Genomic DNA, 26,590 nt, shown 5'->3' on the forward strand with positions numbered 1-26,590 from the left:
ATCATCTTCTTGTACTATCAACATCTACAAATTAGTAATCACTGATTGTAAAGTAGAAGCCATAGCATCTATACTGTATTTTTCTATACATCTTATTCTAGCTTGACGACCTCGCTCGTTAGCTGCTTCTAAATCTTGAAATATCAATTTAATTTCTGTTGCCATTTGTTCAGGGCAAGCAGGCTCTACTAAGTAAGCAGTATTACCGACAATTTCGGGAATATCACCAACTCGTGTTGCCAAAACTGGCTTTGCCATTGCCATACCATCAGTTAATTTCAAGGGGAATTGCGCTAAAGCCGCCGATGTATTCCTTTGGGGAACAACAATCAGATGTGCAGCCGCTACAATTTTCGGCATTTCTGTAGGCGGATACTTTGGCAGTTTGATAATCCAACGCCCCCATTTTTCCGTGAGTTGAGTATCATAGTCATCGTAAGGGCTACCACCCACAATCACCAGTTTTAAGTCAGGTTCGTTGAGTATATCCAACGCCATTAGCACATCTTCTACACCTTTATATGGTCTAGGCGCACCGGGAAACATTAAAATTTTGTAGCCTGACAAACCATAATAGGCTCGACTTGTTTCTGCATCATAATGTGTAGGATTAAATAAATCAGTATCTTTGCCATTGGGGACATAAATCCCACCGAAACGTTCTTGTAAAAACTTTGTGTGAATGGTGATTGCATCAGCTTGTGATGACATCCCTTCCACAAATTTTAAATATAGGGGATGATCGGGATTGCGTAACGCAGCATCCGGTTTGAAAATGTCTCGATAAAGTTGCTTTAAAGAGGGGTTATACTGCCACTTTTCGCCACCATACCAACTGAGTTCCCAATCATCGATATCTAAAATTACAGGCCGATGTTTTCTGATTTTGTGCCATAAGGATAAACCTAAAGTTGTGGGTTTAGGTCTCATCGCATAAATAATATCACCATCCAGTTTTTTTAAAAGTTGAGCCGCCGACAATAAAAATTTTGGGTATTTATGACCTATAAATTGATTTATCTGAATTGCAGATGGCGGAAATACTGCTGCTGTCTCACCAAAAACAAATCCTAAAATCTCGACTTGATAGTTCAGCTTCTGTAGTGCTTGAGCCAGTAGAAAGGAACGAACAGAACCACCTCCCCACCTTCCTGCACCAGCAATGGATAAGTCACTGACAACTATGGAAATCTTCAACTGGGATTTATTCTCCTGTAGCTTCACGATTTTATATTTCCGTGATAGTTTAATGTAATTACAATAGCGATTAATTTTTTTGGTCTATAATTCGCCAATCAAAAGTCAGAATTCATCTGGCTTATTGTGTGTGACTGACGGATGAATATTTGTGGAAAACCAAGCCGAACTTGAGGCACAACAAGTCTTATATATCAGTAATCTAAAACTCTATTTTGCCTGGGTAGAGTTTTTTAAATTCTAAATTTTGACTTTTGTTGATTGTGTTAGGGATTATGAAGTTGTTTGGTTAATTTTAATTAAATATATCCTCCGTAATAATACTGATATTTTTAAATATCTGTGTAAATTGTATCATATTTTTTTGACTGTCAAGGCTATAGTCATCAAAATAGCCTCATCCATGAGAATATTTGAGTTAGCTTTGTTTCTAACTGAAGTGTATGCTGGCTCAACCAGCATCAACATCATTGGAATTACCAGTTGACTAATTTAAGTTGCCCCATTTGGATTTGGTCAAAAATACGATTAATTTGACGACGCTTGCCGTCACTTATGTCATCACCGTTATTGAAAGCTGTAGAGGTAAACAATTCGTAGTCTTGAGGACTGATTTTACCAGAGCGTAAAATTTTATCCGCAAGTTTCTTGACTTGCACCTCTGATGGATGCTCACTGTAAGTGTAGATGTCGCTTTGGTAACTACTCATATATTTTTTCTTTCAAGACCAAGTTTGATAGCGAAATTTGCTTCTTTAGTGAACAAGAAGATATATGTAACAATTGAAAAACTATGTAAAATTTTCACTAAAAAATACTACGTAGTGTTTTTTTGTACATAATTTCTTGGGGGTTGGGGGTGCTAAAAAGCACAAAACAAATTTAACTTTGGATTTATAGTTATTCCCAGAGCAGTTTTACTGATAAATCAAGATATTCTTTGTTGTGTGTGAGTACATTTTCAGTGTAAGTACGGTTGTGTATTATGATCGTTGATAAAGAGTTAAGCTGTAATCAAGAAAATATATCCGTAGTTGATATGGCTTTTGTGAAGAAATTAATTAATTACTGGGATAAAGAATCGTTAATAAATATAAACTGTTATCCAGTGAGGGAGTAGAGCCAATGCAGATTATCCGTCTTGAGGCACTCTCAGACAACTATATATTCCTGCTACATGACCATAAACAAAATATTGCGGCTGTTGTAGATCCGGCAGAGTCTCAACCAGTTCTCAAGCAACTGGCACAATTAAATGCGGAATTAGTGGCAATTTTTAATACACATCACCACCATGATCATGTAGGTGGTAATCAGCAGTTAATGCAAAAATTTCCGCAAGTAAAAGTTTATGGTGGTGCGGAAGATCAAGGGAGAATACCAGGACAACAGGTGTTTTTGCAACAAGGCGATCGCGTCAAGTTTGCTGATCGAGTAGCTGAGGTTTTCTTTGTCCCTGGCCATACCCGCGCTCATATTGCTTACTACTTTCCACCGGAAACAGCCGACGAACCAGGAGAATTATTTTGTGGTGACACCCTGTTTGCTGGTGGTTGTGGTCGCTTATTTGAGGGAACACCTGCACAAATGGTGGAATCTTTAACTAAACTCAGGTCTTTACCAAATAATACCCGTGTGTGGTGCGCCCACGAATACACGTTAAAAAATTTACAGTTTGCCCTGACAGTAGATGGTAATAATACCGAACTACAAAAACGCATTTATGAAGTGAAAACACAACGCAGTCGCCAAGAAGCTACAGTACCGTCACTGTTAGGGATAGAAAAGCTGACCAATCCCTTTTTACGTTGGGAACAACCAGCACTACAATTAGCAGCTAACAGTAGTGATCCAGTGCAAACCTTTGCGCGAATTCGGGGAATGAAGGATATGTTTTAGTTACGAGTCATTAGTCATTAGTCATTAGTCATTAGTTTTTCTTTTTCCGCTCCCCTGCTCCCTTGCCTACCCAATCCCCAATCCCCAATCCCCATTTTTAGATTTTTTCGCAGATAATAGTTGCGATCGCCCCCTACCTTTCGCTAGGATCTGTAAGCTTTGGGGTATAGTTACAGCTGCTTGGGATACAGCTACACTCATGTAGATGATCCAGCTGCAACCCAAGTTAATGAGATTTTACAGGAAAAACAGAAAATCATGGCGAAACGCGTACAATTAGTTTTAACTCAGGATGTCAGTAAACTAGGAAAATCTGGCGACTTAGTGGATGTAGCTCCTGGCTATGCTCGGAATTATTTACTGCCTCAGAACTTGGCAACTCATGTTACTCCAGGTATTCTCAAGCAAGTAGAACGCCGTAGAGAAATCGAAAGGCAGCGTCAATTAGAACTCAAACAACAAGCACAAGAACAAAAAGCCGCTTTAGAAAAAGTTGGCAACTTGACAATCGCCAAACAAGTTGGTGAAAACGAAGCGATTTTTGGTACTGTCACTACTCAAGATGTGGCTGATGCTATCCAAGCAGCGACAGGCCAAGAAATAGATCGTCGTGGTATTAGCATCCCAGATATTGGCAAGTTGGGTACTTACAAAGCAGATATTAAGTTGCACTCTGAAGTCACAGCGCAAATCAATATTCAAGTAGTGGCTAGTTAAACTAGGGACTAGGGACTGTTAAGAAGCTCTTGAGCAGGGGAGCAGAGGGAGCCTCTTGAAGCAGAGGAGGCAAGGGATCTCTGAGCAGGGAGAAACGGGGAAAGTTCTCTCCCCTGTGCATCCCTGCAACCTGCCCCAATTCTTCTTTCCCAATCCCCAATCTCCAATCCCTAATCCCCAATCCCCAATGGATAGGTTATGGCTGAAGAATTAAGTTTTGCATCGTTGGGTAGCGATCGCCTACCTCCCCAAAATATCGAGGCGGAAGAGGCAATTTTGGGAGGCATCTTACTAGATCCAGAGGCGATTAATCGAGTGAGCGATCGCCTCAAACCGGAAATGTTTTACATTAGCGCGCACAAAGACATCTATCAAGCCGCACTGCGTCTACACCAACAAGGGCAACCCACAGACTTACTCTCAGTCACCAGTTGGTTAGCTGACCATGACTTACTCACTAAAATAGGTGGTAGAAATAAACTAGCAACTCTTTTAGACCGTACAGTTTCCGCAGTCAACATAGATGCCTTAGCCGGGTTAGTTGTAGAAAAATACTTGCGACGGCAATTAATCAAAGCCGGAAATGAAGTTGTTCAACTCGGTTACGAGACAGAAACAGAGTTACCCGTAGTCCTCGACAAAGCAGAACAGAAAGTATTTGGCGTTACCCAAGAAAAACCCCAATCAGGATTAATCCACATATCTGATGCTTTAATTAATAACTTCCAAGATATTGAAGAACGTAACCAAGGTATCGCCTTACCTGGCATATCCTCTGGATTTTATGATTTAGATTCAATGGTTAACGGTGGTTTTCAGCGTTCTGACCTAATTATAGTTGCTGGCAGGCCGGCAATGGGAAAAACCAGCTTTTCTATGAATATAGCTCACTACATAGCTAGTAGTTTAAGACTACCAACAGCTATATTCAGCTTAGAAATGTCTAGAGAACAATTGGCACAACGTTTATTAGCAAGTGAAGCAGCAATTGAAAGTAGTTATTTGCGGAGTGGTCGCATTAGTCAGAATCAATGGGAACAATTAACTCATGCCATTCAGATTCTTGAAGATATGCCAATTTTTATTGATGATACTCCCAATATAACTATTACAGAAATGCGTAGTCAGGCACGACGACTGCAAGCAGAACAAAATACAGAATTAGGTTTAATTTTAATAGATTATCTGCAATTGATGGAAGGTGCAGGTGATAATCGTGTCCAAGAATTATCTAAAATCACCCGTTCTCTGAAAAGTTTAGCGCGGGAGTTATCCGTCCCGGTGGTTGCACTTTCACAGCTAAGTCGTGGGGTAGAAGCACGCACTAATAAGCGTCCGATGTTGTCAGATTTAAGAGAATCGGGATCGATTGAACAAGATGCGGATTTAGTAATCATGTTATATCGAGATGATTATTATAATCCTGATAGTCCTGATCGCGGTATTGCCGAGGTGATTATCGCCAAGCACCGCAACGGCCCCACTGGGACTGTTAAACTATTATTTGATCCGCAATTTACTAAGTTTAAAAATTTAGCGAGACCAGGTAATTATTAAATTCTGTGGTTAAAACCGCACTTTATACAAATCAAATAATTCTCCTGATTGCCGTGTCACTACCTTCCCACCAGCAGCTTTAATTATTTTTTCCCATTCAGCGACAGGTTCTAGATACACTTCCGCACCCAAATAAGTTTCTAGAACTGCCCAATCTTCTGCTAAAGGCTGTGCGGAATTCAGGATATCAAACACAAATTGTCCGCCGGGTTTTAAGACTCGTTTGACTTCGCCCAAGACAATATTCCAGTATTCTAGGGGAAAATAGCAGCTAAATCCTGTAGCGATCGCTAAATCAAATTGCCCTGGAGCATAATTTAATTGATGCGCCGCGCCCAATTCCACACCTTTAAACAGCTTAGAATTCAACTGCGAACCGCGAGCATTCAGCGTATCTCTGGCTATATTACTGATTTCTTGCCCATAAAAAAATGCTTGCCAATCTCGCCAAGGATAGATTAAAAAGCTGACACCGCAACCAATGTCTAAACAATGCTGATTTTTTTGCGGTTTAGCAATTTCCCAGAACGGCGAAACCAGTCTCCCTGTCAACAACCCCGAAGCCCACTCTTGAAATATCGGCATCGCCTGAACTTCTGCTGGCAGTTCAAAAGATTGATTTTGATACTGTTTATTAAAGCGTAATGCTACCTGTCCTAACCTCTGTTGCCATTGATCAGAGTGAGCATTTGCAGAAAACAGACGACTTTGAGCAGGATTTTTAGACATTTTAAATTAGAGATTAGGCATAGTAAATGGGGCATGGGGCAACAAACAAGTCAAAATTCAAAAATTTTGAATTTTGACTTTTGTAGCTTGCTTCGACCTAGGAGTATTTTGAATTTATTTGTCCCTAGTCACCAGTTTTTATTTAACGTCAAGTAATTCCACGTCAAATAGTAGGGTAGCGTTGGGGGGAATCACACCACCAGCACCACGCGCACCATAACCTAATTCTGAGGGGATGATTAATTGACGACGGCCACCGACTTTCATGGTGCTAAGTCCTTCATCCCAGCCTTTGATTACCTGTCCAACGCCGATGGTGAAGCTAAAGGGACGATTGCGATCGCGTGAACTATCAAATTTACTACCATCTTCTAAAGTACCAGTGTAGTGAACTGTTACTGTTTGTCCACGTTCAGGTGTTGCACCAGTTCCTTCTTCTAGTTCAACATATTTCAAACCGGAAGGGGTAGTAACGACGTTGGAGGCATCAGCCATAATATTGCTCGCTATTAAGGTATTGTTTTCTGTAACAGTTGTGGGTGCGGCTGGAGTTTGGGTTAAAGAAGCTGCTACAGCAGATTCCTGCTTACCGCCAATTTGTGACAGTACCAAAACTACAACACAGACCAGCATTAAGCCCACGCTGAGTAAAATTGCTTTCAAAATTAGCCCTCCCTATTTGGGTGGTTTGGCAATGATCATTACCAACAGGACACAATTTAGTTTAAATCACAAGGATATCCTAACGCCAAAGCTTATTTTCTAAATCGCGTATTTGACGTTCTAAGCGGTCAATTCTCCCCCGTAGTTCATCTACCTCAGACTGGCGCGCTACTCCTAAATCTTGCATCATATTTCGCATTTGCCTTTGCATTTGGGTTTCCCAAGTTCCCTGCTCTGACTTTAACTGTTCTACAATGTCATCCATTACAGCCTTAGCTTGCTCAGGATTGAGTTTACCGTCTTTGACTAATTCATCACTCACTTGCTTGAGTTTGTCTGCCACTAAAGACGTTGTGCCAATACCGAGCATCATTAACTGCTGCAACCAGTTGTTGCTATCCATACTCTTTTCCCGTTACTTGTTTCAACCCAGCCGACCTGAGCTTGTGAGTGTGTGTAATCAAGCTATGCTGGAAGCGTAGTTATTCTAGCCTACAACTCTATTTTGGCAGATTGGCAAAGGCATAGGGTGAAAGAAGTTGATTATAGAATTTCTTAAGTTTCAAGTGGCTGCTGGCATGGAAGCCAGTTTTATCGAGAAGGATGCAGAAATTTGGACAACAGCTTTGGCTAAGTATCCAGGGTTTTTGGGTAAAGAAGTCTGGATTAATCCCCATGACTCTACAGAAATTATATGTATCATGCGTTGGGCAACTAAAGAGCAGTGGCAAGCCATACCCCCAAGCGAGTTAGAGGTGATAGAGCAAGAGTTTAATGCAGCGTTGGGAAATAGTTATAAGTTAGTAGAGTCAAACGAGTATCAAGTCCAGCTTAACCAAAATTGAGCGATCGCTAATTAATAGTCATTAGTCTTTAGTTATTAGTCATTAGGGAACACCAAAACATAAATTATCCAAATCGACTGTTAGTAGGGTGCGTCAGGATGAATATTTTCTTGTTATAGCTAGGGTTTCTCGTACTGACGCACCCTACACTTTAGATATTTTTTTTATCTGGAAGTCCCCTGCGTCCCTGCTCACCTGCTTTAATGTACTAAAATCAGAATGTTTCCTGAATTGTGTTGAAGTTGTGGCTACTGTCTCTTGTCCCCACTGTCACCAAATAATTGACAGTCAGGCTCTTACTTGTCCCTATTGTCGCACAGCACTGAAAGCATACGGTCATCCCGGAATTCCGCTACACCGTGCTAGCAAAAATGAGTATCTGTGTGACAGTTGTACTTATCATGCTGATAATACTTGCAACTTTCCCCAACGTCCTTATGCAAAAGAGTGTACCCTTTATCAAAATATTGCTGAACGGGAATCTGAGTTAGCACAACAGCGTGCTGCTAGTAGTTGGCAAGAAACTGTCAAAAATTGGCTCAAACGCCATCAGCCTTTGCTGTTAATCCTGGGTTTATTATTTATCTGTTTGCTGATAGCTGTTTCAACATCTTGACGGCAATTTGGGAATAATTAAGTAGTAAGTTTTTGCCAGATATGACTAATTTGTATGATGCCTGTTCTTTCCCATTTTCTCAGGCAGAAATATTCATGACTTGCATCAGTTCTGCTATCAAAAGATTCGGTTCTATAGGTTTATTCATGTAGCTTTGAAAACCAGCTTGCAAAGCCAGATTGTAACTTTCTTCGCAACCTAAAGCCGTCAGAGCGATCGCCGGAACAGTTCGCGCTGCTAAAAGTTGATTTTCTCTGACTTGTCGTATTAATGAATATCCGTCTATATCCGGCATAGCAATGTCAAAAATTAATCCATCGAATTGAAATTGAGCGATCGCCTCTAAAGCCTGTAAGGCAGTTGTTGCTGTTGATACCTTAATACCGTAGCTTTCCAAAATACAAGCAGTTAACAACAGACTGTCATCATTATCATCTACAACCAGAATATGCAAGCCTACTACTAAATCAGAGTGATGCTTAACATTTTGTGAATGTAGTCTTTCTGAATGATTTGCCAAGATATAGTTGCCTCCTAATTTGTCCTATTTAATTACGGAGGAAGTCATCATACAAAGCTAGCTGATATCTAGCTGTCTGACACGAATATGTTAACTCACTTACCATACCACTTAAATCAGTTAACAGTAATTCTCAGTCTCTAGTCTTTAATCATTATTAGGCTGAAGTATAAGATTTAATTATGAAATATATTTGATTTACTATGTCAAGTTTTATTGCAGAATTTGTTTCAAATTCGTTACAATTATTTACACAAGACAACATATTGAGCTAATAAACCAAAAATCAACCAAGTTGTTGATCACTACGTAAAGCAGCAAGGTTGTTGCAGTTGACTAGGCGGAATTATCAACTGAATTGTCAACGCCGTCAAAAAAAAGGTTTCTTGTAAATTTAGTTCATATCAAACTGACTTCGGTATCGGTATCTTCCATATCTTCCACTAACATTTGGACTTCTCCCAATCACCTCGGTTTCATAGCCGGGGTTTTTTGTTCATTGTCAATTTTCGATTTTTGCTAATAATTCATGTTGGATGAGGTTCTTACCTTTATTTGTAGCAGTATACATTCATGAGTCTGCTTTCTCAATTACGCACAAGAAAAAAGTGGCATAGGCTGATTTGGCGTTGGTTCACGCAGGGGTATAGATAAAAAGTTTAGATTTTGGTCTATTAAGTTATTTTTTGACAATAATTGTTCGCAGGATATTGCTAATTGAAAGTAATAGATTCGGCAATTAAATGAGTGTTAGCTATAAAAACACATCTACCGATAGAGACATTTAAAACTTATATATAGAATCATGATACTGATACGACAATAACTAAACAAATATAAAAAACCACTACTATGGCTCGTTTCACTCAAATCATCCAAAATACCTTAATTCGCGTCCTGGCTTTTGTATCTGTTGGCATCAAAAACACTTTTGGTTTAGTTGGAAATGCTTTTAATGCTTTTTCCAGGTTATTGGGATTAAATAAGCCTGGTTATTTTTTAGACTCTGAAGAAGCAAAAAGCATTAAGAAATCTTCAGAAAAACAATCAACGGAAACCCAGCCAGATACCACACCGAACATTTCCACCTCTGAACGTCGCCGTCCAAGTTCCAAGATGGATTATTATATTAAAATGGCGAGTGAGATTCAAAACAAGTAAAAAACTGTGATGCGGGTAAGCAAGCTATGCGTAGTTTCTCTGAGAGGAACTACGCATATAACCCCTACTACTAGAAACTGAAAATTAAGCATGAAGGTTAGCTTGTTCTTGCAACCAAGGATCTACAGGTTGTCCATCTTTACGCCGCAATTCAATTTCTACTACCATCACCTCTTGAGAACCAGGGGGAGCAGGTTTTTTATGGAAAATAATCTCATAGTCTAATGGATTATGATTGCGTTCTTTTAACCATTCTTGCACTTTGGTCGTAGCAAAGAATGATTGTCCTTGTTCAAACATCCGAGTAATCTGCATTTGCAGTGTGTAGGGATTGATTCTACCCATTGTAAATTGCCTCTGTTAAATAAGTTTGATATCAGGTAAAATACCAGTTGCACATAATTTGATGTTAGTTGAGAAACAGCAAGTTACCGTATAAATATATATTTTTTAAAATTTCAAATTATTAAATACGGAGAAAAGAGATACCTCCACCGAGAGATATCTTTACACTAATTTTACAATTTCTATTAGCAACATCTCTATTTTAGCTAACATCAAGATGCCTTTGATCATCGTCAAAGCCTTTTAAAAATAGGATTCTAGATTTTCAGATGACTAAATAATATTGTCTGAAGATTTTCTCTGTATTTACACTGAAAACAATAAGATACAAATAAGTTGCTAGTTATTTTTCATGAGGTATGACATGATGAGATTAAGTGAAGCTAACTAATAAAAACTTGTGTCACCGTCATACTGCAAGCTCTGAGGAAATTTGCTGTATTAATATCTGCATCTTTCCGATTATCCGTGTTAGCTCAATTCTCTAATCTCTTACTGCAAAAAAATCAAAAATAACTATTGATATGTTTCATAACCGTTTTTTATCTCGCATTAGTTGTTTTATCGCTGTAACAGGTGCAGTTTTGATGCCAGCCGTAGCCAGGGCAACTGTTGCGGATAATACTCAATTTTTAATAGATTGGGATCAGCTAGCCAGTGGATGGACTGCCCCAAGTTCGGGTCAAATTCGTACCTTTAATGCCGGAGAAGGAACGGTTGACTTGAAGTTTGAGCTTGGTTCACAAATCAATTTTGTGGGATTTGGTGGTAGTATAACTCCTGCTATTAGCAGCACTCTTAATGGTAGTCAGGGTGCAGATAACAAAAGTTTACATTTACAAATAGATGCACAAGCAGTGGGTTTGATCAAGGGGAATAACTCAATGACTATGACTACTAGCTTTAAGGGTTTTACTAACCCTCTCACCGATGTTTCATTCATGCTGTATGACATTGACATTAGTAGAAACTCATGGCAAGACAGAGTAATTATTAAGGGATTGTTGGGAAACCAAGTTGTTAACCCGATTTTTACCCCAGTTTTAGCTCAAAACACCGTTCAGATAGTCGATACTTTCACCCTAGATGGTATTAGAAGTCTGTCGGACAATGAGAACGGAGATCAGGGTAGTGTATTAGTCAGCTTTGCTAGTGCTATTGATGGTTTTGAGTTAGTTTTCACCGATGGTGATGACATCAATCCGTCCATAAATCCGCGTAATCATGGTATTGGGATTGGTGATATCAAATATAGAGGAACTGTTCAAAGTGTTCCTGAACCTACTTCTATCTTAGGTCTTTTGGCATTTGGTACTTTTGCTGCAAGTTCACTCTTAAAACGCAAACAACACCACGCTTAATGATCACATCATTTTATTTTGAGGGTAGACCTTTGGTCTACTCTTGATTATTTCATAGTTATGGGTTCGGTAAACCTCATATTCTGAACGTGATTAGTTGCAGACAAAACTTACAGATCACGAGGAAAAGTCAGAAAAATGCTGGAGTGCGGGAAACAGTAACACAAAATCTCTGCGGTATCCTCTAAAATTGAAGCTATAAAGTCAATTGAGGAGCCACCAGGATGCAAGTTACATTCGATTCTGATAAGCGCAAACTGCTATCAAGTCTGTGTCATGGGGCGATTTTCTTTAGTACAGCGTTAGTTTCCATTGGTGTTCCCATTGCCATAAACTTGGTTTCTGATGATCCAGTTGTCAAAAGTAACGCCAAAGAATCGATTAATTTTCACTTTAATGTCTGGTTCTGGGCAACTGTGATTGGTGTACCTGTTGGGATTATATCTTGGCTGACCTTTGGTCTGGGCGGTCTTTTGTTTTTCCCTTTGGTGGCTTTTGGGTTTTTACTGCACTGGGGTTTAACTATTTGGGCGTTAGTTCACTGTTTTACCCAACCTGATGAACCGTTCCGTTATCCGTTTATTTTTCGGGTGTTTTAATTACTTAAACTGAATATTAAATTTGTTGGTAGAAAAGGGATTTAGAAAATCATCCCTTTTTTATTTATGATGCGATATCTTCTACTATTCTCAATTAGCGTCAGGTGGGCATTGCTTACCAGTTGCTAAAATATTTAGTTTTACGTTGTTAGGAATGCCCACCCTACAACAATTGTCATCAAGCCGCTTTTCTATTTTATGATGCGATCGCCTACTATCCCCTTCTTCTTTCATTATGGGTCAAAATCTTCACCATCCGCCAATTTCTGTGATCATCCCTACACTTAACGAAGCTGCAAATATTACAGCAGTAATTAATACGATTAACCCCAGGATAAATACAGAGATTATTGTTGTAGATGGTGGCTCACAGGATGAAACTGTCGCCCTAGCCCAATCATTAGGTGTAAAAGTTATCTCATCTTCTCCTGGTCGTGCTGTGCAGATGAACGCAGGTGCAACGGTAGCTAATGGTGAAATTTTGCTGTTTCTCCATGCAGATACCCGCTTACCAATGGGTTTTGATGAGATGATTGCTAGCGCATTACAACAGCCGCAGGTGGTAGCAGGTGCGTTTGAGTTGCGGATAGATGCGGCTTTAGGGGGGTTGCGCTGGGTCGAGAAAGGAGTAAACTGGCGATCGCGCCTTTTACAAATGCCCTACGGCGACCAAGCAATTTTTATTACTAAATCCATATTTGAAAAAATAGGCGGTTTTCCGGAACTTCCGATTATGGAAGACTTTGAACTAATACGGCGTTTACAACGTATAGGGAAAATTACTATAATTCCTGTACCCGTTGTTACTTCTGCCCGGAGATGGATAAAAAAGGGAGTCTTTAAAACTACGCTGATTAATCAAATCGTGATTATTGCTTATTTACTCGGAGTCAAACCAGAACGAATTCGCCAATGGTATCGTCAACCCCCTGCGGGGGAATTCAAAATTCAAAATTCAAAATTTAAAATTTAAAATTTAAAATATTACGGATAAATATTAATTGAAATTTAAGCTGTTGCTAATGAAACTGGCATATTCTAGTTAAAGGTCTTTAAAAAAACTGCAATTTCAGGAATATTGCGCTTTTTGACTGTGGAAATCAGTATTACCCCTAAATACTGGACAATAACAGTAAAAACTTAGGTAATCCCATGATTCCAAAGCATCAACGGCGATTAAATAGCAAACTCAAACTACTGCTGTTAAGTTTGATCGTGGTCATTCTGATAATTATTGCTAAACAATTCAACTTTTCAGTAGTTATCAACCAATTAGTGCTGTGGGTTGAGAGTTTGGGAATTTTCGGGGCGATCGCCTACATAATCATTTACAATTTAGCTACATTGTTATTTATCCCCGGTTCTCTGCTGACACTCAAAGGTGGTTGTCTATTTGGTGTGTTTTGGGGTTCAGTCTATGTGTTAATCGCCGCAACAGTTGGTGCAACTTTGGCTTTTCTCATCGGACGCTATCTTACACGGGATTGGGTAGCGCGACAAATAGCTAAACATCCGAAATTTCAAGCCATTGATCAAGCTGTGGGTAAAGAAGGATGGAAAATTGTGCTGTTAACGCGCCTTTCTCCAATTTTTCCCTTCAATTTATTAAATTATGCTTTTGGAGTGACGCAGATATCTTTAAAAGATTATATATTAGGTTCTTTAGGAATTATTCCGGGAACTGTGATGTATGTTTATATCGGTTCTCTCGCCACAAATTTGGCAATGGCGGATATTAATCATCAACAGGTTACGCCAGAAACCCAAATTATGCAATGGGTCATCCAAGGCTTAGGATTAATGGCAACTGTAGGTGTGACGGTGTATGTCACGAAGATTGCTCAAAAGGCTTTAGCTCAAACTGTCGTCATGGAGGTAGGAAACAAGGAAAGAAAAAAATTTTAGTTTTTCCAGCAGTAGCAATATATAACCTTTTCTAGTCTCCTGAGTATAAATTTATCTGCGTTTATCTGCGTCCATCTGCGTTTAATAATGAAAAATCAAATTATCAGAAATCTATTTAACAGCAGAAATTTTAGATTAGTTAGTCTAACATTTTTGATAGTAGCGATCGCCTACTTCATCCCTACAGATTTTGCCTGGGCGCAAGCATCAGCGAATAGCAATTCTTTTAATCCCCAGACGATTTTACGTGATGCTTTGCAATGGATTAATAGTATAGGCACATGGGGAGCGATCGCATTTATCTTACTTTATATTATTGCCACCGTCGCCTTTTTACCCGGCTCAATTCTCACCTTGGGTGCTGGAGTAGTCTTTGGTGTCGGCTGGGGTTCTGTTTACGTATTCATCGGTGCTACCCTAGGAGCTACAGCCGCATTTTTAGTAGGACGTTATTTAGCCAGAGGTTGGGTAGCGCGGAAAATCGCAGATAACAAAAAATTCGCCGCAATTGACAAAGCAGTTGGTAGAGAAGGCTTAAAAATCGTCCTGTTAACCCGTCTATCCCCTATATTTCCCTTCAACTTATTAAATTACGCCTTTGGAATTACAGGAGTTACACTTAAAGACTACTTTATAGGTTCAGTAGGGATGATACCCGGAACTATCATGTACGTTTATATTGGTTCTCTGGCGGGAAACCTCGCCATGATAGGGACTGACAGCCAACCTACCAACCCCACAGCACAATGGACAATTAGAATTATCGGTTTTCTCGCCACTGTCGCCGTGACAATTTATGTCACCCGTATCGCCCGCAAAGCTTTAGAAGAAGAAGTTTTATAAGTTCGTAGTGAGGACTTTAGTCCTCTCTTGTATGCGCCAGTCTTGACACCATGAGGTGGAATGTCCTGATTTTGAATTGGGAATTTTGAAAGTTAAATTGTTGAGGGAGATATCGCCGATGTCCAATTCTGAAATCAACAGAGTGATTGTTCGCCCAGTAGATGAGTATAACCAGAAGTTGATTGCTCATGTCCATCCCAAAAATTGGGTAAATCCTCAACCGGCTGATTGTTATGACTTAGTGGTAATTGGTGCTGGTACGGCGGGATTAGTAGTAGCGGCGGGTGCGGCTGGTTTGGGTTTGGGTTTGAAAGTAGCGTTAATTGAAAAGCATCTCATGGGTGGAGATTGCTTAAATGTCGGTTGCGTACCTTCTAAAACTATCATTCGGTCGGCGCGGGTGGTGGGTGAAATCTGGAATGCTCAAAATTTAGGGGTAAATATTCCCAAACAACAGATTAATGTGGATTTTTCCGCAGTTATGGCGCGAATGCGGCGAGTACGGGCGGGAATTAGTCATCATGACTCGGCGGAACGCTTTGCATCGCTGGGGGTTGATGTTTTCTTGGGTAGCGGTCGATTTGCTAGTCAAGATACTGTAGAAGTTGATGGTAAAATTCTCAAGTTTAAAAAAGCTGTGATTGCTACTGGTGCAAGGGCGAAATCACCAGCTATCAGAGGAATTGAAGACGTAGGTTATTTGACTAATGAAACGGTTTTTTCTTTAATTCAACGCCCGGAAAGGTTAGCGGTGATAGGTGGTGGCCCTATTGGTTGCGAATTGGCGCAAGCATTCCGGCGTTTGGGTTGTGAGGTGGTGCTGTTTCATAGCGGTTCTCATGTTCTCAATAAAGAAGATGCTGATGCGGCGGAAATTGTACAGCAAGCGTTGATTCGAGAAGGTATTCGCTTGGTGCTGAATTGCAAGTTAGAAGAAGTGGTGACTGTCACCGAAGGAAAGCGGTTGTATTTTTCCTCCAATACTCATCGAGATTCGGTAACGGTAGATGAGATTTTAGTAGGTGCGGGACGTGCGCCGAATGTGGAAGGATTAAATTTAGAAGCTGTGGGGGTAGAGTATGACAAACGCCACGGTGTCAAGGTGAATGATTACTTGCAAACTACCAACCCCAAGATATATGCGGCGGGTGATATCTGCATGAATTGGAAATTTACCCATGCGGCTGACTCGGCGGCGAGAATTGTAATTAAGAATGCGTTGTTTTCTCCCTTTGGTTTGGGACGTTCTCAATTGAGTAGTTTAGTCATGCCTTGGGTGACATATACTGATCCTGAGATTGCCCATGTGGGGATGTATGAACAGCAAGCCAGGGAGATGGGGATTGATGTGGAAACAATTAAGATACCTTTTAGTAGTGTAGATCGAGCGATCGCAGATGCCGAAGAAGTCGGATTTTTGAAAATTCATCACAAAAAAGGTACTGATGAAATTCTCGGCGCAACTATTGTAGCGACTCATGCAGGTGAGATGATTTCAGAAGTAACGACAGCAATAGTTAATAAAATTGGTTTAAATAAGTTAAGTAATGTGATTCATCCCTACCCCACCCAAGCTGAAGCTATTAAAAAAGCCGCAGATGCTTATCGTCGGACACTGCTAACACCCAAGACAAAAAAACTTTTGGCATTTTTGACCAAGTTTTCTTGATGGAGATTTTTCTCACAGATAAGTAGTGGATTGACACAGCTAAAATAGTGCAATAGATGTAGGTTGGGTTAAGCGTAGCGCAACCCAACTAAGATATTGGTGTTGGGTTTCCTACGTCAAACGCCATTCGCCCCAAGCCGGGAAACCCGTCAACGGCGATGGCTCCCCAACCTACAACTTTTTTGCATCCTTTTAGTCGTGTCAGTCCAGTAGGTTGGGTTAGTGGAGAGTACGACACCCCAAAGTTTAAGGATTATTCACACTCGCCTCTTTGATTTTGAGTTGAGTTTGTAGTTGTTCGAGTGTTTGTAGGTTGGCTTGCTCGAATCTATAATTGAGCCATAAAAAACTACCACTAAATGAAGTGACTGCCAGGATAAAAATCGCAATTAATAATCTGACTTGAGAACGAAGATATTTAACTTCTCTGTTCTTATCTTCTAATATTATTGGTAAATCTTGCTGAATTGGTACCTGTTCTACAACTATTTCTGGCTGTGTTGGAATTGCTTTTTTAAACCTCACCTGATCATGCAGCCAATTCGTAATTAGTTGGGGACAGTTTTTCTTAAACCATCGCCAAGCAATCATTCTGAATACAGGCTTAGAAAATCTGGCAACTTTCTTAACTGTCCCATTTATGGCGTATGAATTAAACTTTTGATTAATCAGGTTAGTAGCTCCTACATCATACAAACAATCTATGATCAACTTAACTGTTGTTTCTTCTCTGTATGATAAATTCTCTAACAAAAGTAGTACATCATGGATACGCTGTTCTTCCATGATTTCTTCTGTTAATTTTGGTGACAAAGGAATTGATTTGTTATTCGGTGTATCCATGACAATCATACTTGATTTTGTTTTCATGTAGGTGTTGATTTCTCAAATTTGGCTGCATCAAATCTACAATCTAAACTAATTTACATTTGAGTCAGTGGACAATTGAAATTGTAGTAAAAACTGAGTTTTTATCTAAAGTGTAAGTGACAAAAGGATGAGATTTATTTACACAAGAGATTATTAGTTTAGAATCAGTATTTGCTACAGACTATGTTTGTAGATTTACTGATGCTGTGATCACCTTATCATCAACAGTTAACTAGGTTAATGACTGCGTAGCTACTTTTATTTAGATATTATTGAGTATCTCAGCAGTAGGTTGAAGTAATCAAAGTAATGATTACAAACATCACGTTTATCAATATATACTATAGCATAGCAGTATATTTATTTGAATTAGCTGGGTTTAATGTAACATAAGGAACAAAAATCTTAATCAGTATTATTGAATGCTCACTAAAAAATACTCAACCTCTCACAGAAGTCGAGTATCATGTTTTTCCATGAATGATATAGGATGATTATTTAATTTATATGAATTTTTTGGGATATTAATAAAATAAACCTCTCAAACATTAAATTGGAGAGGTTTATTTTTAACTGGATCTAAGTTAAACTGTGGGTTGATGATTGCACATCCATCTGTAGTAATAATCTAACCGATAAAAATGTCGGTGATAAATTAAGCCCTTGCCATAGACATTCTGCGGCAAGACTCAGCACAACGGCGACACATATCAGCGCAAGCCTTCATTTGTGAATCATTCTCGAAGCGATCGCAATTCTGAGCGCATCGTTCACACACCTCAGCACAAACAGCACAGGTACGCACATCCAAGTCAGAACCACGTAACATAAAATTAGCACTGGTTTGGCAAATCTCAGCGCAATCGAGCATTAATCGTAGATGCTGTGATTCTGTGTGCATACCACCTTTTGTGGTGCAGTAGGCAGTAGCAGTATTTAAACAAATATTAGAGCAGTCTAAACAGTTTTGAATACATTCTTGGTTTTGTTGGTTAACTTTTTGCAAGGTTAATTGTTGTATAGCCATATTCAAAGCCTCTTTGATGAATTGTTATGATCGAGTTCAATCACCTCATAGGCTTTAATTTAGACGCTATGTTAAAACTGAGCGTCTGACTATAGTTGTATTAATAAATATTGCTAAAAGAGTATGAAACAATGTTCCATAATAGAGAGATAAAAAATTAATATCATGTTCGATTAAATAGTTATCATCCCCGCATTTGTGCAGAATTCTCTTTTCCCTGCTCAGAACTTCCCTACGCCCTGAATAATCAATTTTTCACCTGACAAGACAGGACTTACGCAACTGGCACCTTAGTAGGGTGCGTCAGATGTCAAAAATCTGCTGATTTTTACCATATTATCTGCGCTGACGCACCCTACAAGAAAGTTTCATGATCACACTTGCGTAAGTCCTCAAGATATAACCTCATGAGGCTGGGCATGAAACATAGGATATCAGCCACTTTGCCAGACACCATATCTAAAGTAGGAAAAATCACCATAAGTTTAACCTCTCATCTGCCACTATCCCTTAGACTAAGGGCAGCAACCTTGTTCACATTGGTCGAGGAAAGTGAAAAGTGACGGAGACGAACAATTTAAACTCTGCCCTTCAGGATGTGTCACGTAGGGAATTGCGCGATTTAGTGCGGACTCAACTGCGAATGCTATTAGAAGCTGGAGACTTACAAGGAGCGAAAGCGATTCTTGTACCTGTGCAGCCTGCGGATATTGCGGAAGCGATTGAAGGTTTACCAGAAGCAATGCACGCTTTGGCGTTTCGCTTACTTTCAAAAAGTGAGGCGATTGAAGTTTATGAATATCTGGACTATAGCGTGCAAGAAAGGCTGATTGAGGAACTAAAAAGTCAAGAAGTCCGGGATATTGTCGATCAAATGTCTTCTGATGATCGAGCGAGGTTATTTGATGAATTACCTGCAAAAATCGTCAATCGCCTCTTAGAACAACTTAGTCCTGTAGAACGGCAAGCGACAGCTTTACTTTTGGGTTATGAAGCTGGTACAGCTGGGCGGATAATGACTTTAGAATTTATTGCGCTCAAAGAAAACTTTACAGTCACTCAAGCCCTAGAAAGGATGCGCCGACTAGCTAATGCCAGTGAGATGATTTATTATCTTTACGTGACTGATGCAGCTAGACGGTTAACGGGGATTGTTTCGCTGCGGGAACTGGTGACATCGCAGCCTGAGCAAATTATTGGCGAGATTATGACACGGGATGTGATTCTGGTTCACACCGATACAGATCAAGAAGAAGTAGCCAGATTAATTCAACGGTATGATTTTTTGGCTGTGCCGGTTGTGGATAGAGAAGACAGATTAGTGGGTATTGTCACCGTTGATGATGTGATTGATATTTTGCAACAAGAAACTACTGAAGATATCTACGCCGTGGGTGGTGGTGTACAGGCTGATGGCGATAATTATTTTCAGATGGATTTATTGCAAGTAGCCCGCAAGCGGGTATTGTGGTTATTCGTGTTGCTGATTACTAATACCGTCACAGGCACAATTATTAAATCGCAAGAAGATATTTTAACGAAAGTGGTGACATTAACGGCATTTATCCCGTTACTCACGGGTACTGGCGGTAATGTGGGCGCACAGTCTTCAACGGTGGTAATTCGGGGGATGAATACTGAAGAAATTAGATCCCTTGGGGCGATGCAGGTGATTGGCCGGGAAGCGATCGCTGGTGCTTTGTTAGGTGGTATGTTAGGTACTATCGCCACAGTCTGGGCTTTCTTTTTGCAGGGTAGATTAGAAGTGGCGATCGCTGTAGGTAGCAGTTTAGTAGCTATTTCGGTGTTAGCTTCCGTTTCTGGTTCCGCACTACCATTTTTATTTCGGTTGCTGCGTTTAGATCCGGCGTTGATGTCTGCGCCATTTATCACGACAGCCGTTGATGTTCTGGGCGTTTTAATCTACTTCAACTTAGCACGGATAATTTTACAGCTCTGATGATGTGTCTGGGGCGATGATATCTCCCGTACCCAAGTTCAGTATCATATCCTGGTCAGTAATTAGTTGGCTGAGTTCCTTAACTTGTAAATTCATTTGCTCACAAGCTTGCTTCAGTTCTCGTGCAAATGTATTGATATCATCACCATAGCCACATTGATAAGCAGCAGTTTCGATTCCCTGCTTGGCATTAGCCCTAGCACAATCTACTAAATCTGTGCCATGCAATGGTTTTGGAGATGCCATAAACTTTAGTTGCTATCTTTTTAAATGTTTTTCCTTAGCTAGATTACCAATTGTTTCGTCTGCAATCATCCCCCCATTGATAGACACAATCATGCAAAACTCAAATCATTCATCAGCAAATGACTAAGGGATATATCCCCGACTTCTCAAAGAAGTCGGAGATTTGGGTATGACGTTTTTTAGTGGAGTTACTGATTAACCATTGACAATTTCGCCACCATTGGGATGTAAAACTTGACCGGACATATAAGAAGCATCATCAGAAGCTAAGAAAACGTAGCTGGGAGCAACTTCTTCTGGTTGTCCTGCTCTTTGCATGGGTACTTGTTTGCCAAAATTTGCCACTTGATCGGCTGGGAAAGTCGCGGGTATTAAAGGTGTCCAAATCGGGCCGGGTGCAACTGCATTTACCCTAATTCCCTTGCCGATTAAATTTTGTGATAAGGAACGAGTAAAGGCGACAATTGCACCTTTTGTAGATGAGTAATCTAGCAAATACTGATTACCTTTATAAGCTGTGACCGATGTGGTATTGATAATTGCACTTCCTTCTTTTAAATGTTTCATTGCTGCTTTAGTAAAATAAAACATTGAAAAGATATTAGTGCGGAATGTGCGCTCTAATTGTTCTTGACTAATATCTTCAATGCTTTGTTGGGGGTGTTGTTCAGCAGCATTATTGATGAGAATGTCTAGTTTACCAAACTCATCTACTGTTTGTTTGACAACACGCTGACAAAAAGCTTCATCAGCAATATCACCGGCTATCGATAATGCCCGTCGTCCATGTTCTGCTACTAAATTTTTAGTTTCTTCCGCATCACCGTGTTCTTCTAGATAAACAAACGCCACATCTGCACCTTCTTTGGCAAATGCGATCGCTACAGCACGACCAATACCACTATCTCCACCTGTAATTAAGGCGACTTTATCCTGTAATTTACCACTACCCCGATGTTGCTCATCTTGTGCCTTGGGTTTTGGTCGCATTTTAGATTCAACACCAGGCAATTCTTGTTCTTGCGGTGGCTGTAATGTTTGTTTTTTTGGCATCAGATTACCTCGAACAAAAGGGAACTTAACACAGCAGAAAGTTGCCAAGACAACAGTCACAAACCTGAATTATGTAATTTTCATCTGACAGAAATTAAACCTTGGATTGGCAAGCCAACCCAAGGTTTAATTATTCTCTTAATCCCACTTGCATCTGCAAGTTTAGGCTGTTTTACCCCGGATATTAGTCATACGACTAACGTTAATTATTCTCCTCACATCCAACACACTAAGGTTTATATGCACTAATCTGAACACGGAAAACAAGTACACAACTCTCTTGCTGTTTGAGGAACGATTGTGTTCGTTCACCTGATTTAAAATTACCTATCAAATCCCAGGTATTTATCGCCCCGCAGATGGAAAGAAAATCAAAATTATTTCAATCGAAAGACAGATTATAATAAATTTTTGTCCAGGTATTTATTGATTTTTGATTACTATTAATGTCAACTCGAACACTGGGACTAGACACAAACCTGTATGAATATTTACTATCTGTTTCCTTGCGAGAACCGGAGATATTAGCGCAATTGCGGCAAGAAACAGCCCAGCATCCGATGGGGAGGATGCAAATAGCACCAGAACAGGGGCAATTCATGGCCTTGCTAGTCAAATTATTAGGTGCAAAGAAAACCTTAGAAATAGGTGTATTTACAGGCTATAGTGCCTTAGCCGTGGCGTTAGCCTTACCCCCGGAAGGTAAGATAATCGCCTGTGATAACAGTGAAGAATATACAGCGATCGCCCGTCGTTATTGGCAACAAGCCGGAGTAGGCGATAAAATTGACTTACACATCGCCCCAGCCTTAGAGACATTAGATAAATTACTCGCAGCAGGTGAAGCAGAAACCTTTGACTTTGCCTTCATCGATGCCGACAAAAGCAACTATGATCATTATTACGAGCGATCGCTAAAATTAGTCCGCCAAGGTGGACTAATAGCCATAGATAACGTTCTCTGGTCAGGCAGAGTAGCCGACCCTCAAACACAAGACAACCGTACCACAAAAATCCGCGCCTTTAATGCAAAACTCCTACAAGACCAAAGAATCACACTCAGCCTAGTACCCATAGGAGACGGCTTAACCCTAGCCTTAAAAAACTGAACTTCCACCTTTGCGCCCCTCCGCGTTTCAAAATACCTCAACTCTCCTCTAGCCTCCGCTAGAGGATACAACCGAAAAACAGTTTTTGACACTCCCCCGTTGATAAAATGGGGGAGTGTCAACATAATTTCTGCTTTAACTCGTCTTAGCTTGTTTTTGTTCGTTGCATTTTTAACTGATACTGTCGCCATTTTTCCTGTTGACGCACTCTTTTGTCGGCGGTAAGACTATCAAAGCAGTGAGGACAGGAAATACCTTGTTCATACTTGGATGATGTTTTATCTTCCTCAGTTAATGGGTGTCCACAACAGAAACACAACTCATGATTTCCTACTTCTAAACCATGACTCACAGTTACCCGTTCATCAAACACAAAACATTCACCTTCCCATAGGCTTTGTTCTGCGGGGACTGCTTCTAAATATTTGAGGATACCGCCTTTGAGGTGATAGACTTCAGCAAAACCTTGTGATATCATATAAGATGATGCTTTTTCGCAACGAATCCCCCCAGTACAAAACATCGCTACTTTTTGATGTTTGTTCGGGTCAAGGTTTTGACGCACATATTCAGGAAAGTCTCTAAAAGAATTGGTTTGCGGATTTTGCGCCCCTTTGAAAGTTCCAATATGTACTTCGTAATCATTGCGGGTATCAATCACAATTACTTCTGGATCAGAAATTAAATCATTCCATTCTTCAGGGGTGACGTACTTTCCTACTTGTTCATTGGGGTCAACTTCCGGTAAACCTAATGTGACAATCTCTTTTTTTAAACGCACCTTCATGCGTTCAAACGGGGGTTGTTCTGCCGTTGATTCCTTGTGTTCTAAGTCTGTGAACCGTGGATCAGAACGCAGATAAGCTAGAACTGCGTCTATAGTTTGACGAGAACCGGCGATCGTGCCGTTGATTCCTTCTTTGGCTAACAGAATTGTTCCCTTAATGCCTTGTGCTGAACAATAAGACAACAAGGGTGCTTGCATCTCCACACAATCCGGCAAACTGACAAATTTATAAAATGTGGCAACAATTTGAGTATTTTTTTCGTTCATCCCTTTGTCAAAATCAAAACTATCTGGTATAGTTATTTTAGTTAACTAAAATACTCCACTTTTTTATTTTACGGGGGTTTAGCTCAGTTGGTAGAGCGCCTGCTTTGCAAGCAGGATGTCAGCGGTTCGAGTCCGCTAACCTCCATTTTTGTGTAGTGTTAAAGAATCATTGTGAAGGCAGCAACGGAGCATCAGCGTCAGGTGGGCATTGCCAATAACGTAAAATAAGAATTTGAGCCAATAGCTAGCAATGCCCACCCTACAGAATTGTTATTTACCGGAATGCTGAAAGACTAGCGAAAGATTATTCGCGGGCATTTGGTAAGTTGCTTGTAAACTGAGATGGCATTGACTAGCTGCGGCGACAACATCCTCTAAATTACGGACACCCCATTCAGGATTTTGAGCGCGTAAAGATTCGTCAAAGGCTGCATTACTGGGGGCTGTATGTTCTCCACCTCGTTTATAGGGGCCATATAAATAGAGTATACCGCCTGGGGGTAAAATGCGACTTGCACCCGCCATCAGTCCTAAACAAGCTGACCAAGGGGAAATGTGAATCATGTTAATATTGACTATGGCGACAATGGGGGAATAATTCCCAGATTTATCTGTCTCTACAGGCCATATTGGTTGTGTAGCGTCAATTTCTAAGGGTGGATAGAGATTATTGCCGGGAGAGTGTTGTATCCATGCTGTGATACTAGCGCGTAATTCGGGATTAGGATCAGATGGTAGCCATTGACGTGGGGTAAGACGAGGGGCAAAAAATACGGCGTGTTCACCAGTACCGCTTGCCACTTCTAAGATAGTACCATTTTCGGGTAATACTTGTAATAGCACTTCTAAAATGGGTTCGCGGTTGCGTTGTGTTGCTGGGGCGTATTTTCTCGCGTCTTGTGGTGTGTTCATGCAGTTGTGTGGCGTATTTTGAGGATTGTTCTCATAATTAAACTAACAGTAGTCATTAGTTATTAGTCATTAGTTATTAGTTATTAGTCATTAGTTATTAGTCATTAGTCATTAGTCATTAGTCATTGGTCATTAGTCATTGGTTTTTCTGCCTCATCTCCCCCATCTCCCTCATCTCCCTCATCTCCCTCATCTCCCTCATCTCCCCCATCTCTTTCATCCCATCGATTTCCCGGAGAATATCTTGCCTAAATCAATCACATCTGTTCAACCACCACTGAAATTTATTCCGCACCGTTTTAACCCACTTGTGGTGAAAATTGTTCACGCTGTGCTACCATTTATCTTAAGGTTTCGGACTCGTCCGTGGCTACCTGCGGGAATTGTGCGGGTGGAAGCTGAAAATGCGGAAGTGTTGGCGGAATTATATCAACAATTCCAAGCTGGTAAAATTCGCTTGATGATGGCGTTTCGTCACCCAGAGGTTGAAGATTCTCTGTGTGCGCTGTATCTGCTGGCTTACATTGTACCACGGGTAGCGCGTCGGCAAGGTATCCAGTTACAATACCCTATTCATAGTCATTTTATGTTTGATAGGGGAATGACTATCTGGGCTGGGAAATGGTTGGGGTGGTTGTTTTCTCGGTTGGGTGGTGTACCTGTGCGTCGCGGGCGGCGATTAGATAAACAAGCGATTCAAACTGCACGGAATTTATTTGCAAATGGTCAATTACCTCTTGCAGTTGCCCCGGAAGGTGGTAATAATGGTTATAGTGGGCTTGTTAGTGACTTAGAACCTGGTGTAGCACAAATGGGGTTCTGGTGTGTAGAAGATTTACACAAAGCTAACCGTCCTGAGACTGTGGTGATTGTGCCGATTTCAATCCAATATCATTATATTCAACCACCTTGGGCAAATCTGGATCGGTTGTTGAGTAAGTTAGAAGCTGATAGTGGTTTATCAGTTCAGTCTAGCAGTGATGGAACGCATCAACCAGAATTTTATTATCAACGTATTTGTCGGTTGGGTGAATATCTGATAACTGAGATGGAAGAATTTTATCGTCGCTTCTATCATCAAGATATCCCGCAAGCTGTTTCTGAAACCTCTGCTAATTCCAATGAGGTGTTAATTGCTAGGTTACGTCGTTTATTAGATACAGCTTTACAAGTTGCTGAACAATATTTCGGTGTACAACCACAGGGCAATTTTATCGACCGTTGTCGTCGTTTAGAAGAAGCTAGTTGGAATTATATTTATAGAGACGATTTGCCTGATGTTAATACTTTACCACCTTTCAAACGTGGTTTAGCTGACTGGGTAGCTCAAGAAGCAGATTTGCGAGTACAGCACATGAGGTTAGTTGAAAGTTTTGTGGCTGTCAATGCTAGTTATCTGCAATCACAGCCGACTGCTGATAGACTGGCGGAAACGGCTTTGCTGATGTTTGATATGTTGTCACGTATTCAATCTTCTACTTTACCAGGGCGATCGCGTTTAGGTTTACGTCGGGCAAAGTTGAAGGTGGGTGAACCTATTTGTGTGACTCAACGCTGGGAAGCTGTTCAGCATGACCGTCAAGCGGCTAAACGTGCTGTGAATGAGTTGACTAAGGATTTACAATTGGCTTTGGAGGAGTTAATTAAGGATTAAATCTGATAGTCTCTCAAACCTAACCCCCCAACCCCCCCTTCCCTACAAGGGAATGGGGGAATGTGTAGAGACGTTTCAT

The 26,590-nt window shown here is 40.4% G+C and carries 27 protein-coding genes, 1 tRNA gene and 1 pseudogene; 16 read left to right on the top strand and 13 right to left on the bottom strand.

The window, feature by feature from the left end:
- Positions 1–24: 24 nt before the first annotated feature.
- Positions 25–1,224, bottom strand: a complete 1,200-nt coding sequence (locus AACS98_RS08895; protein WP_066378489.1) for a glycosyltransferase family 4 protein — start codon at positions 1,222–1,224, stop codon at positions 25–27.
- Between the two features lie 449 nt (positions 1,225–1,673).
- Positions 1,674–1,907 carry a hypothetical protein gene (locus AACS98_RS08900; RefSeq protein WP_066378492.1) on the bottom strand — a complete coding sequence of 78 codons (234 nt, stop codon included), beginning with the start codon at positions 1,905–1,907 and terminating at the stop codon, positions 1,674–1,676.
- A 415-nt stretch (positions 1,908–2,322) separates the two neighbouring features.
- Here AACS98_RS08900 and gloB point away from each other — a divergent pair, with 415 nt between their 5' ends.
- From gloB to dnaB, 3 genes are all read left to right on the top strand, one after another.
- Positions 2,323–3,096, top strand: coding sequence for a hydroxyacylglutathione hydrolase (gloB, locus tag AACS98_RS08905; protein ID WP_066378494.1), 774 nt, complete (start codon positions 2,323–2,325; stop codon positions 3,094–3,096).
- A 258-nt stretch (positions 3,097–3,354) separates the two neighbouring features.
- Entirely contained in the window at positions 3,355–3,813 is a 459-nt protein-coding gene (rplI, locus tag AACS98_RS08910) for a 50S ribosomal protein L9 (protein WP_066378664.1), read from the top strand.
- Between the two features lie 198 nt (positions 3,814–4,011).
- Complete coding sequence (gene dnaB / locus AACS98_RS08915; protein ID WP_066378495.1) at positions 4,012–5,370, top strand: replicative DNA helicase; 1,359 nt, start codon at positions 4,012–4,014, stop codon at positions 5,368–5,370.
- A gap of 9 nt (positions 5,371–5,379) precedes the next feature.
- Here the strand turns inward: dnaB and AACS98_RS08920 are convergent, their stop codons facing one another.
- From AACS98_RS08920 to AACS98_RS08930, 3 genes are all read right to left on the bottom strand, one after another.
- Entirely contained in the window at positions 5,380–6,099 is a 720-nt protein-coding gene (locus tag AACS98_RS08920) for a class I SAM-dependent methyltransferase (RefSeq protein ID WP_066378499.1), read from the bottom strand.
- A 138-nt stretch (positions 6,100–6,237) separates the two neighbouring features.
- Entirely contained in the window at positions 6,238–6,762 is a 525-nt protein-coding gene (locus AACS98_RS08925; RefSeq protein WP_082803802.1) for an FKBP-type peptidyl-prolyl cis-trans isomerase, read from the bottom strand.
- A 79-nt stretch (positions 6,763–6,841) separates the two neighbouring features.
- Positions 6,842–7,165, bottom strand: a complete 324-nt coding sequence (locus tag AACS98_RS08930) for a phasin family protein (protein ID WP_066378503.1) — start codon at positions 7,163–7,165, stop codon at positions 6,842–6,844.
- A gap of 136 nt (positions 7,166–7,301) precedes the next feature.
- Between AACS98_RS08930 and AACS98_RS08935 the strand changes: the two genes are divergently transcribed.
- The gene (locus AACS98_RS08935; protein ID WP_066378504.1) at positions 7,302–7,607 is read left to right on the top strand and encodes a TIGR03792 family protein; all 306 of its coding nucleotides are present in this window, start codon (positions 7,302–7,304) and stop codon (positions 7,605–7,607) included.
- Between the two features lie 244 nt (positions 7,608–7,851).
- Positions 7,852–8,223, top strand: coding sequence for a zinc ribbon domain-containing protein (locus tag AACS98_RS08940; protein WP_066378666.1), 372 nt, complete (start codon positions 7,852–7,854; stop codon positions 8,221–8,223).
- A gap of 79 nt (positions 8,224–8,302) precedes the next feature.
- Here the strand turns inward: AACS98_RS08940 and AACS98_RS08945 are convergent, their stop codons facing one another.
- Positions 8,303–8,743 (bottom strand): response regulator, encoded by a 441-nt coding sequence (locus AACS98_RS08945; protein WP_066378507.1) that lies wholly within the window; start codon positions 8,741–8,743, stop codon positions 8,303–8,305.
- Positions 8,744–9,595: 852 nt separating this feature from the next.
- Here AACS98_RS08945 and AACS98_RS08950 point away from each other — a divergent pair.
- A complete protein-coding gene (locus tag AACS98_RS08950) occupies positions 9,596–9,904 on the top strand; it encodes a hypothetical protein (protein WP_066378511.1) in 309 nt (102 codons plus the stop codon).
- A gap of 84 nt (positions 9,905–9,988) precedes the next feature.
- Here AACS98_RS08950 and AACS98_RS08955 read toward each other — a convergent pair whose 3' ends face one another.
- Positions 9,989–10,249, bottom strand: a complete 261-nt coding sequence (locus AACS98_RS08955) for a hypothetical protein (protein WP_066378514.1) — start codon at positions 10,247–10,249, stop codon at positions 9,989–9,991.
- Between the two features lie 1,265 nt (positions 10,250–11,514).
- On the opposite strand from AACS98_RS08955, the pseudogene AACS98_RS23595 reads away from it, so the two are divergent.
- The 6 genes and pseudogenes from AACS98_RS23595 to AACS98_RS08985 all read left to right on the top strand — a co-directional run.
- Positions 11,515–11,610: pseudogene (locus AACS98_RS23595) on the top strand (PEP-CTERM sorting domain-containing protein); the annotation flags it as partial.
- A 224-nt stretch (positions 11,611–11,834) separates the two neighbouring features.
- On the top strand, positions 11,835–12,209 hold the full coding sequence (locus AACS98_RS08965) for a DUF4870 domain-containing protein (protein ID WP_066378520.1): 375 nt from the start codon (positions 11,835–11,837) through the stop codon (positions 12,207–12,209).
- Between the two features lie 235 nt (positions 12,210–12,444).
- Complete coding sequence (locus tag AACS98_RS08970) at positions 12,445–13,182, top strand: TIGR04283 family arsenosugar biosynthesis glycosyltransferase (RefSeq protein WP_066378527.1); 738 nt, start codon at positions 12,445–12,447, stop codon at positions 13,180–13,182.
- A 179-nt stretch (positions 13,183–13,361) separates the two neighbouring features.
- A complete protein-coding gene (locus tag AACS98_RS08975) occupies positions 13,362–14,114 on the top strand; it encodes a TVP38/TMEM64 family protein (protein ID WP_066378530.1) in 753 nt (250 codons plus the stop codon).
- An 87-nt stretch (positions 14,115–14,201) separates the two neighbouring features.
- Positions 14,202–14,957, top strand: a complete 756-nt coding sequence (locus AACS98_RS08980) for a TVP38/TMEM64 family protein (RefSeq protein WP_066378533.1) — start codon at positions 14,202–14,204, stop codon at positions 14,955–14,957.
- Positions 14,958–15,075: 118 nt separating this feature from the next.
- Positions 15,076–16,626: a mercuric reductase gene (locus AACS98_RS08985; RefSeq protein ID WP_066378537.1), complete on the top strand. Its 1,551-nt coding sequence runs from the start codon at positions 15,076–15,078 to the stop codon at positions 16,624–16,626.
- Positions 16,627–16,872: 246 nt separating this feature from the next.
- Here the strand turns inward: AACS98_RS08985 and AACS98_RS08990 are convergent, their stop codons facing one another.
- Positions 16,873–17,496, bottom strand: coding sequence for a hypothetical protein (locus AACS98_RS08990; protein WP_066378541.1), 624 nt, complete (start codon positions 17,494–17,496; stop codon positions 16,873–16,875).
- A 655-nt stretch (positions 17,497–18,151) separates the two neighbouring features.
- Entirely contained in the window at positions 18,152–18,523 is a 372-nt protein-coding gene (locus tag AACS98_RS08995; protein WP_066378543.1) for a four-helix bundle copper-binding protein, read from the bottom strand.
- A 559-nt stretch (positions 18,524–19,082) separates the two neighbouring features.
- Between AACS98_RS08995 and mgtE the strand changes: the two genes are divergently transcribed.
- Positions 19,083–20,483 carry a magnesium transporter gene (gene mgtE, locus AACS98_RS09000; RefSeq protein ID WP_066378546.1) on the top strand — a complete coding sequence of 467 codons (1,401 nt, stop codon included), beginning with the start codon at positions 19,083–19,085 and terminating at the stop codon, positions 20,481–20,483.
- Here the strand turns inward: mgtE and AACS98_RS09005 are convergent.
- Entirely contained in the window at positions 20,472–20,729 is a 258-nt protein-coding gene (locus AACS98_RS09005; protein ID WP_066378548.1) for a hypothetical protein, read from the bottom strand. The two genes, mgtE and AACS98_RS09005, sit on opposite strands and share 12 nt — an antisense overlap.
- A 195-nt stretch (positions 20,730–20,924) precedes the next feature.
- Positions 20,925–21,782, bottom strand: a complete 858-nt coding sequence (locus tag AACS98_RS09010; protein WP_066378550.1) for an SDR family oxidoreductase — start codon at positions 21,780–21,782, stop codon at positions 20,925–20,927.
- Positions 21,783–22,228: 446 nt separating this feature from the next.
- On the opposite strand from AACS98_RS09010, the gene AACS98_RS09015 reads away from it, so the two are divergent.
- A complete protein-coding gene (locus AACS98_RS09015; protein WP_066378558.1) occupies positions 22,229–22,891 on the top strand; it encodes a class I SAM-dependent methyltransferase in 663 nt (220 codons plus the stop codon).
- Positions 22,892–23,036: 145 nt separating this feature from the next.
- Here the strand turns inward: AACS98_RS09015 and trhO are convergent, their stop codons facing one another.
- Positions 23,037–23,945, bottom strand: coding sequence for an oxygen-dependent tRNA uridine(34) hydroxylase TrhO (gene trhO / locus AACS98_RS09020; RefSeq protein WP_066378560.1), 909 nt, complete (start codon positions 23,943–23,945; stop codon positions 23,037–23,039).
- A 72-nt stretch (positions 23,946–24,017) separates the two neighbouring features.
- On the opposite strand from trhO, the gene AACS98_RS09025 reads away from it, so the two are divergent.
- Positions 24,018–24,090, top strand: a tRNA-Ala gene (locus AACS98_RS09025).
- Positions 24,091–24,215: 125 nt separating this feature from the next.
- Here AACS98_RS09025 and AACS98_RS09030 read toward each other — a convergent pair.
- Positions 24,216–24,857, bottom strand: coding sequence for a DUF938 domain-containing protein (locus AACS98_RS09030; protein WP_066378561.1), 642 nt, complete (start codon positions 24,855–24,857; stop codon positions 24,216–24,218).
- Between the two features lie 244 nt (positions 24,858–25,101).
- Here AACS98_RS09030 and AACS98_RS09035 point away from each other — a divergent pair, with 244 nt between their 5' ends.
- A complete protein-coding gene (locus tag AACS98_RS09035; protein ID WP_084386890.1) occupies positions 25,102–26,511 on the top strand; it encodes a lysophospholipid acyltransferase family protein in 1,410 nt (469 codons plus the stop codon).
- Positions 26,512–26,590: the final 79 nt, after the last annotated feature.

Origin of the sequence: Anabaena sp. CA = ATCC 33047 (assembly GCF_963870205.1) — a bacterium.
In the GTDB taxonomy this organism is placed as follows: Bacteria; Cyanobacteriota; Cyanobacteriia; order Cyanobacteriales; family Nostocaceae; genus Trichormus.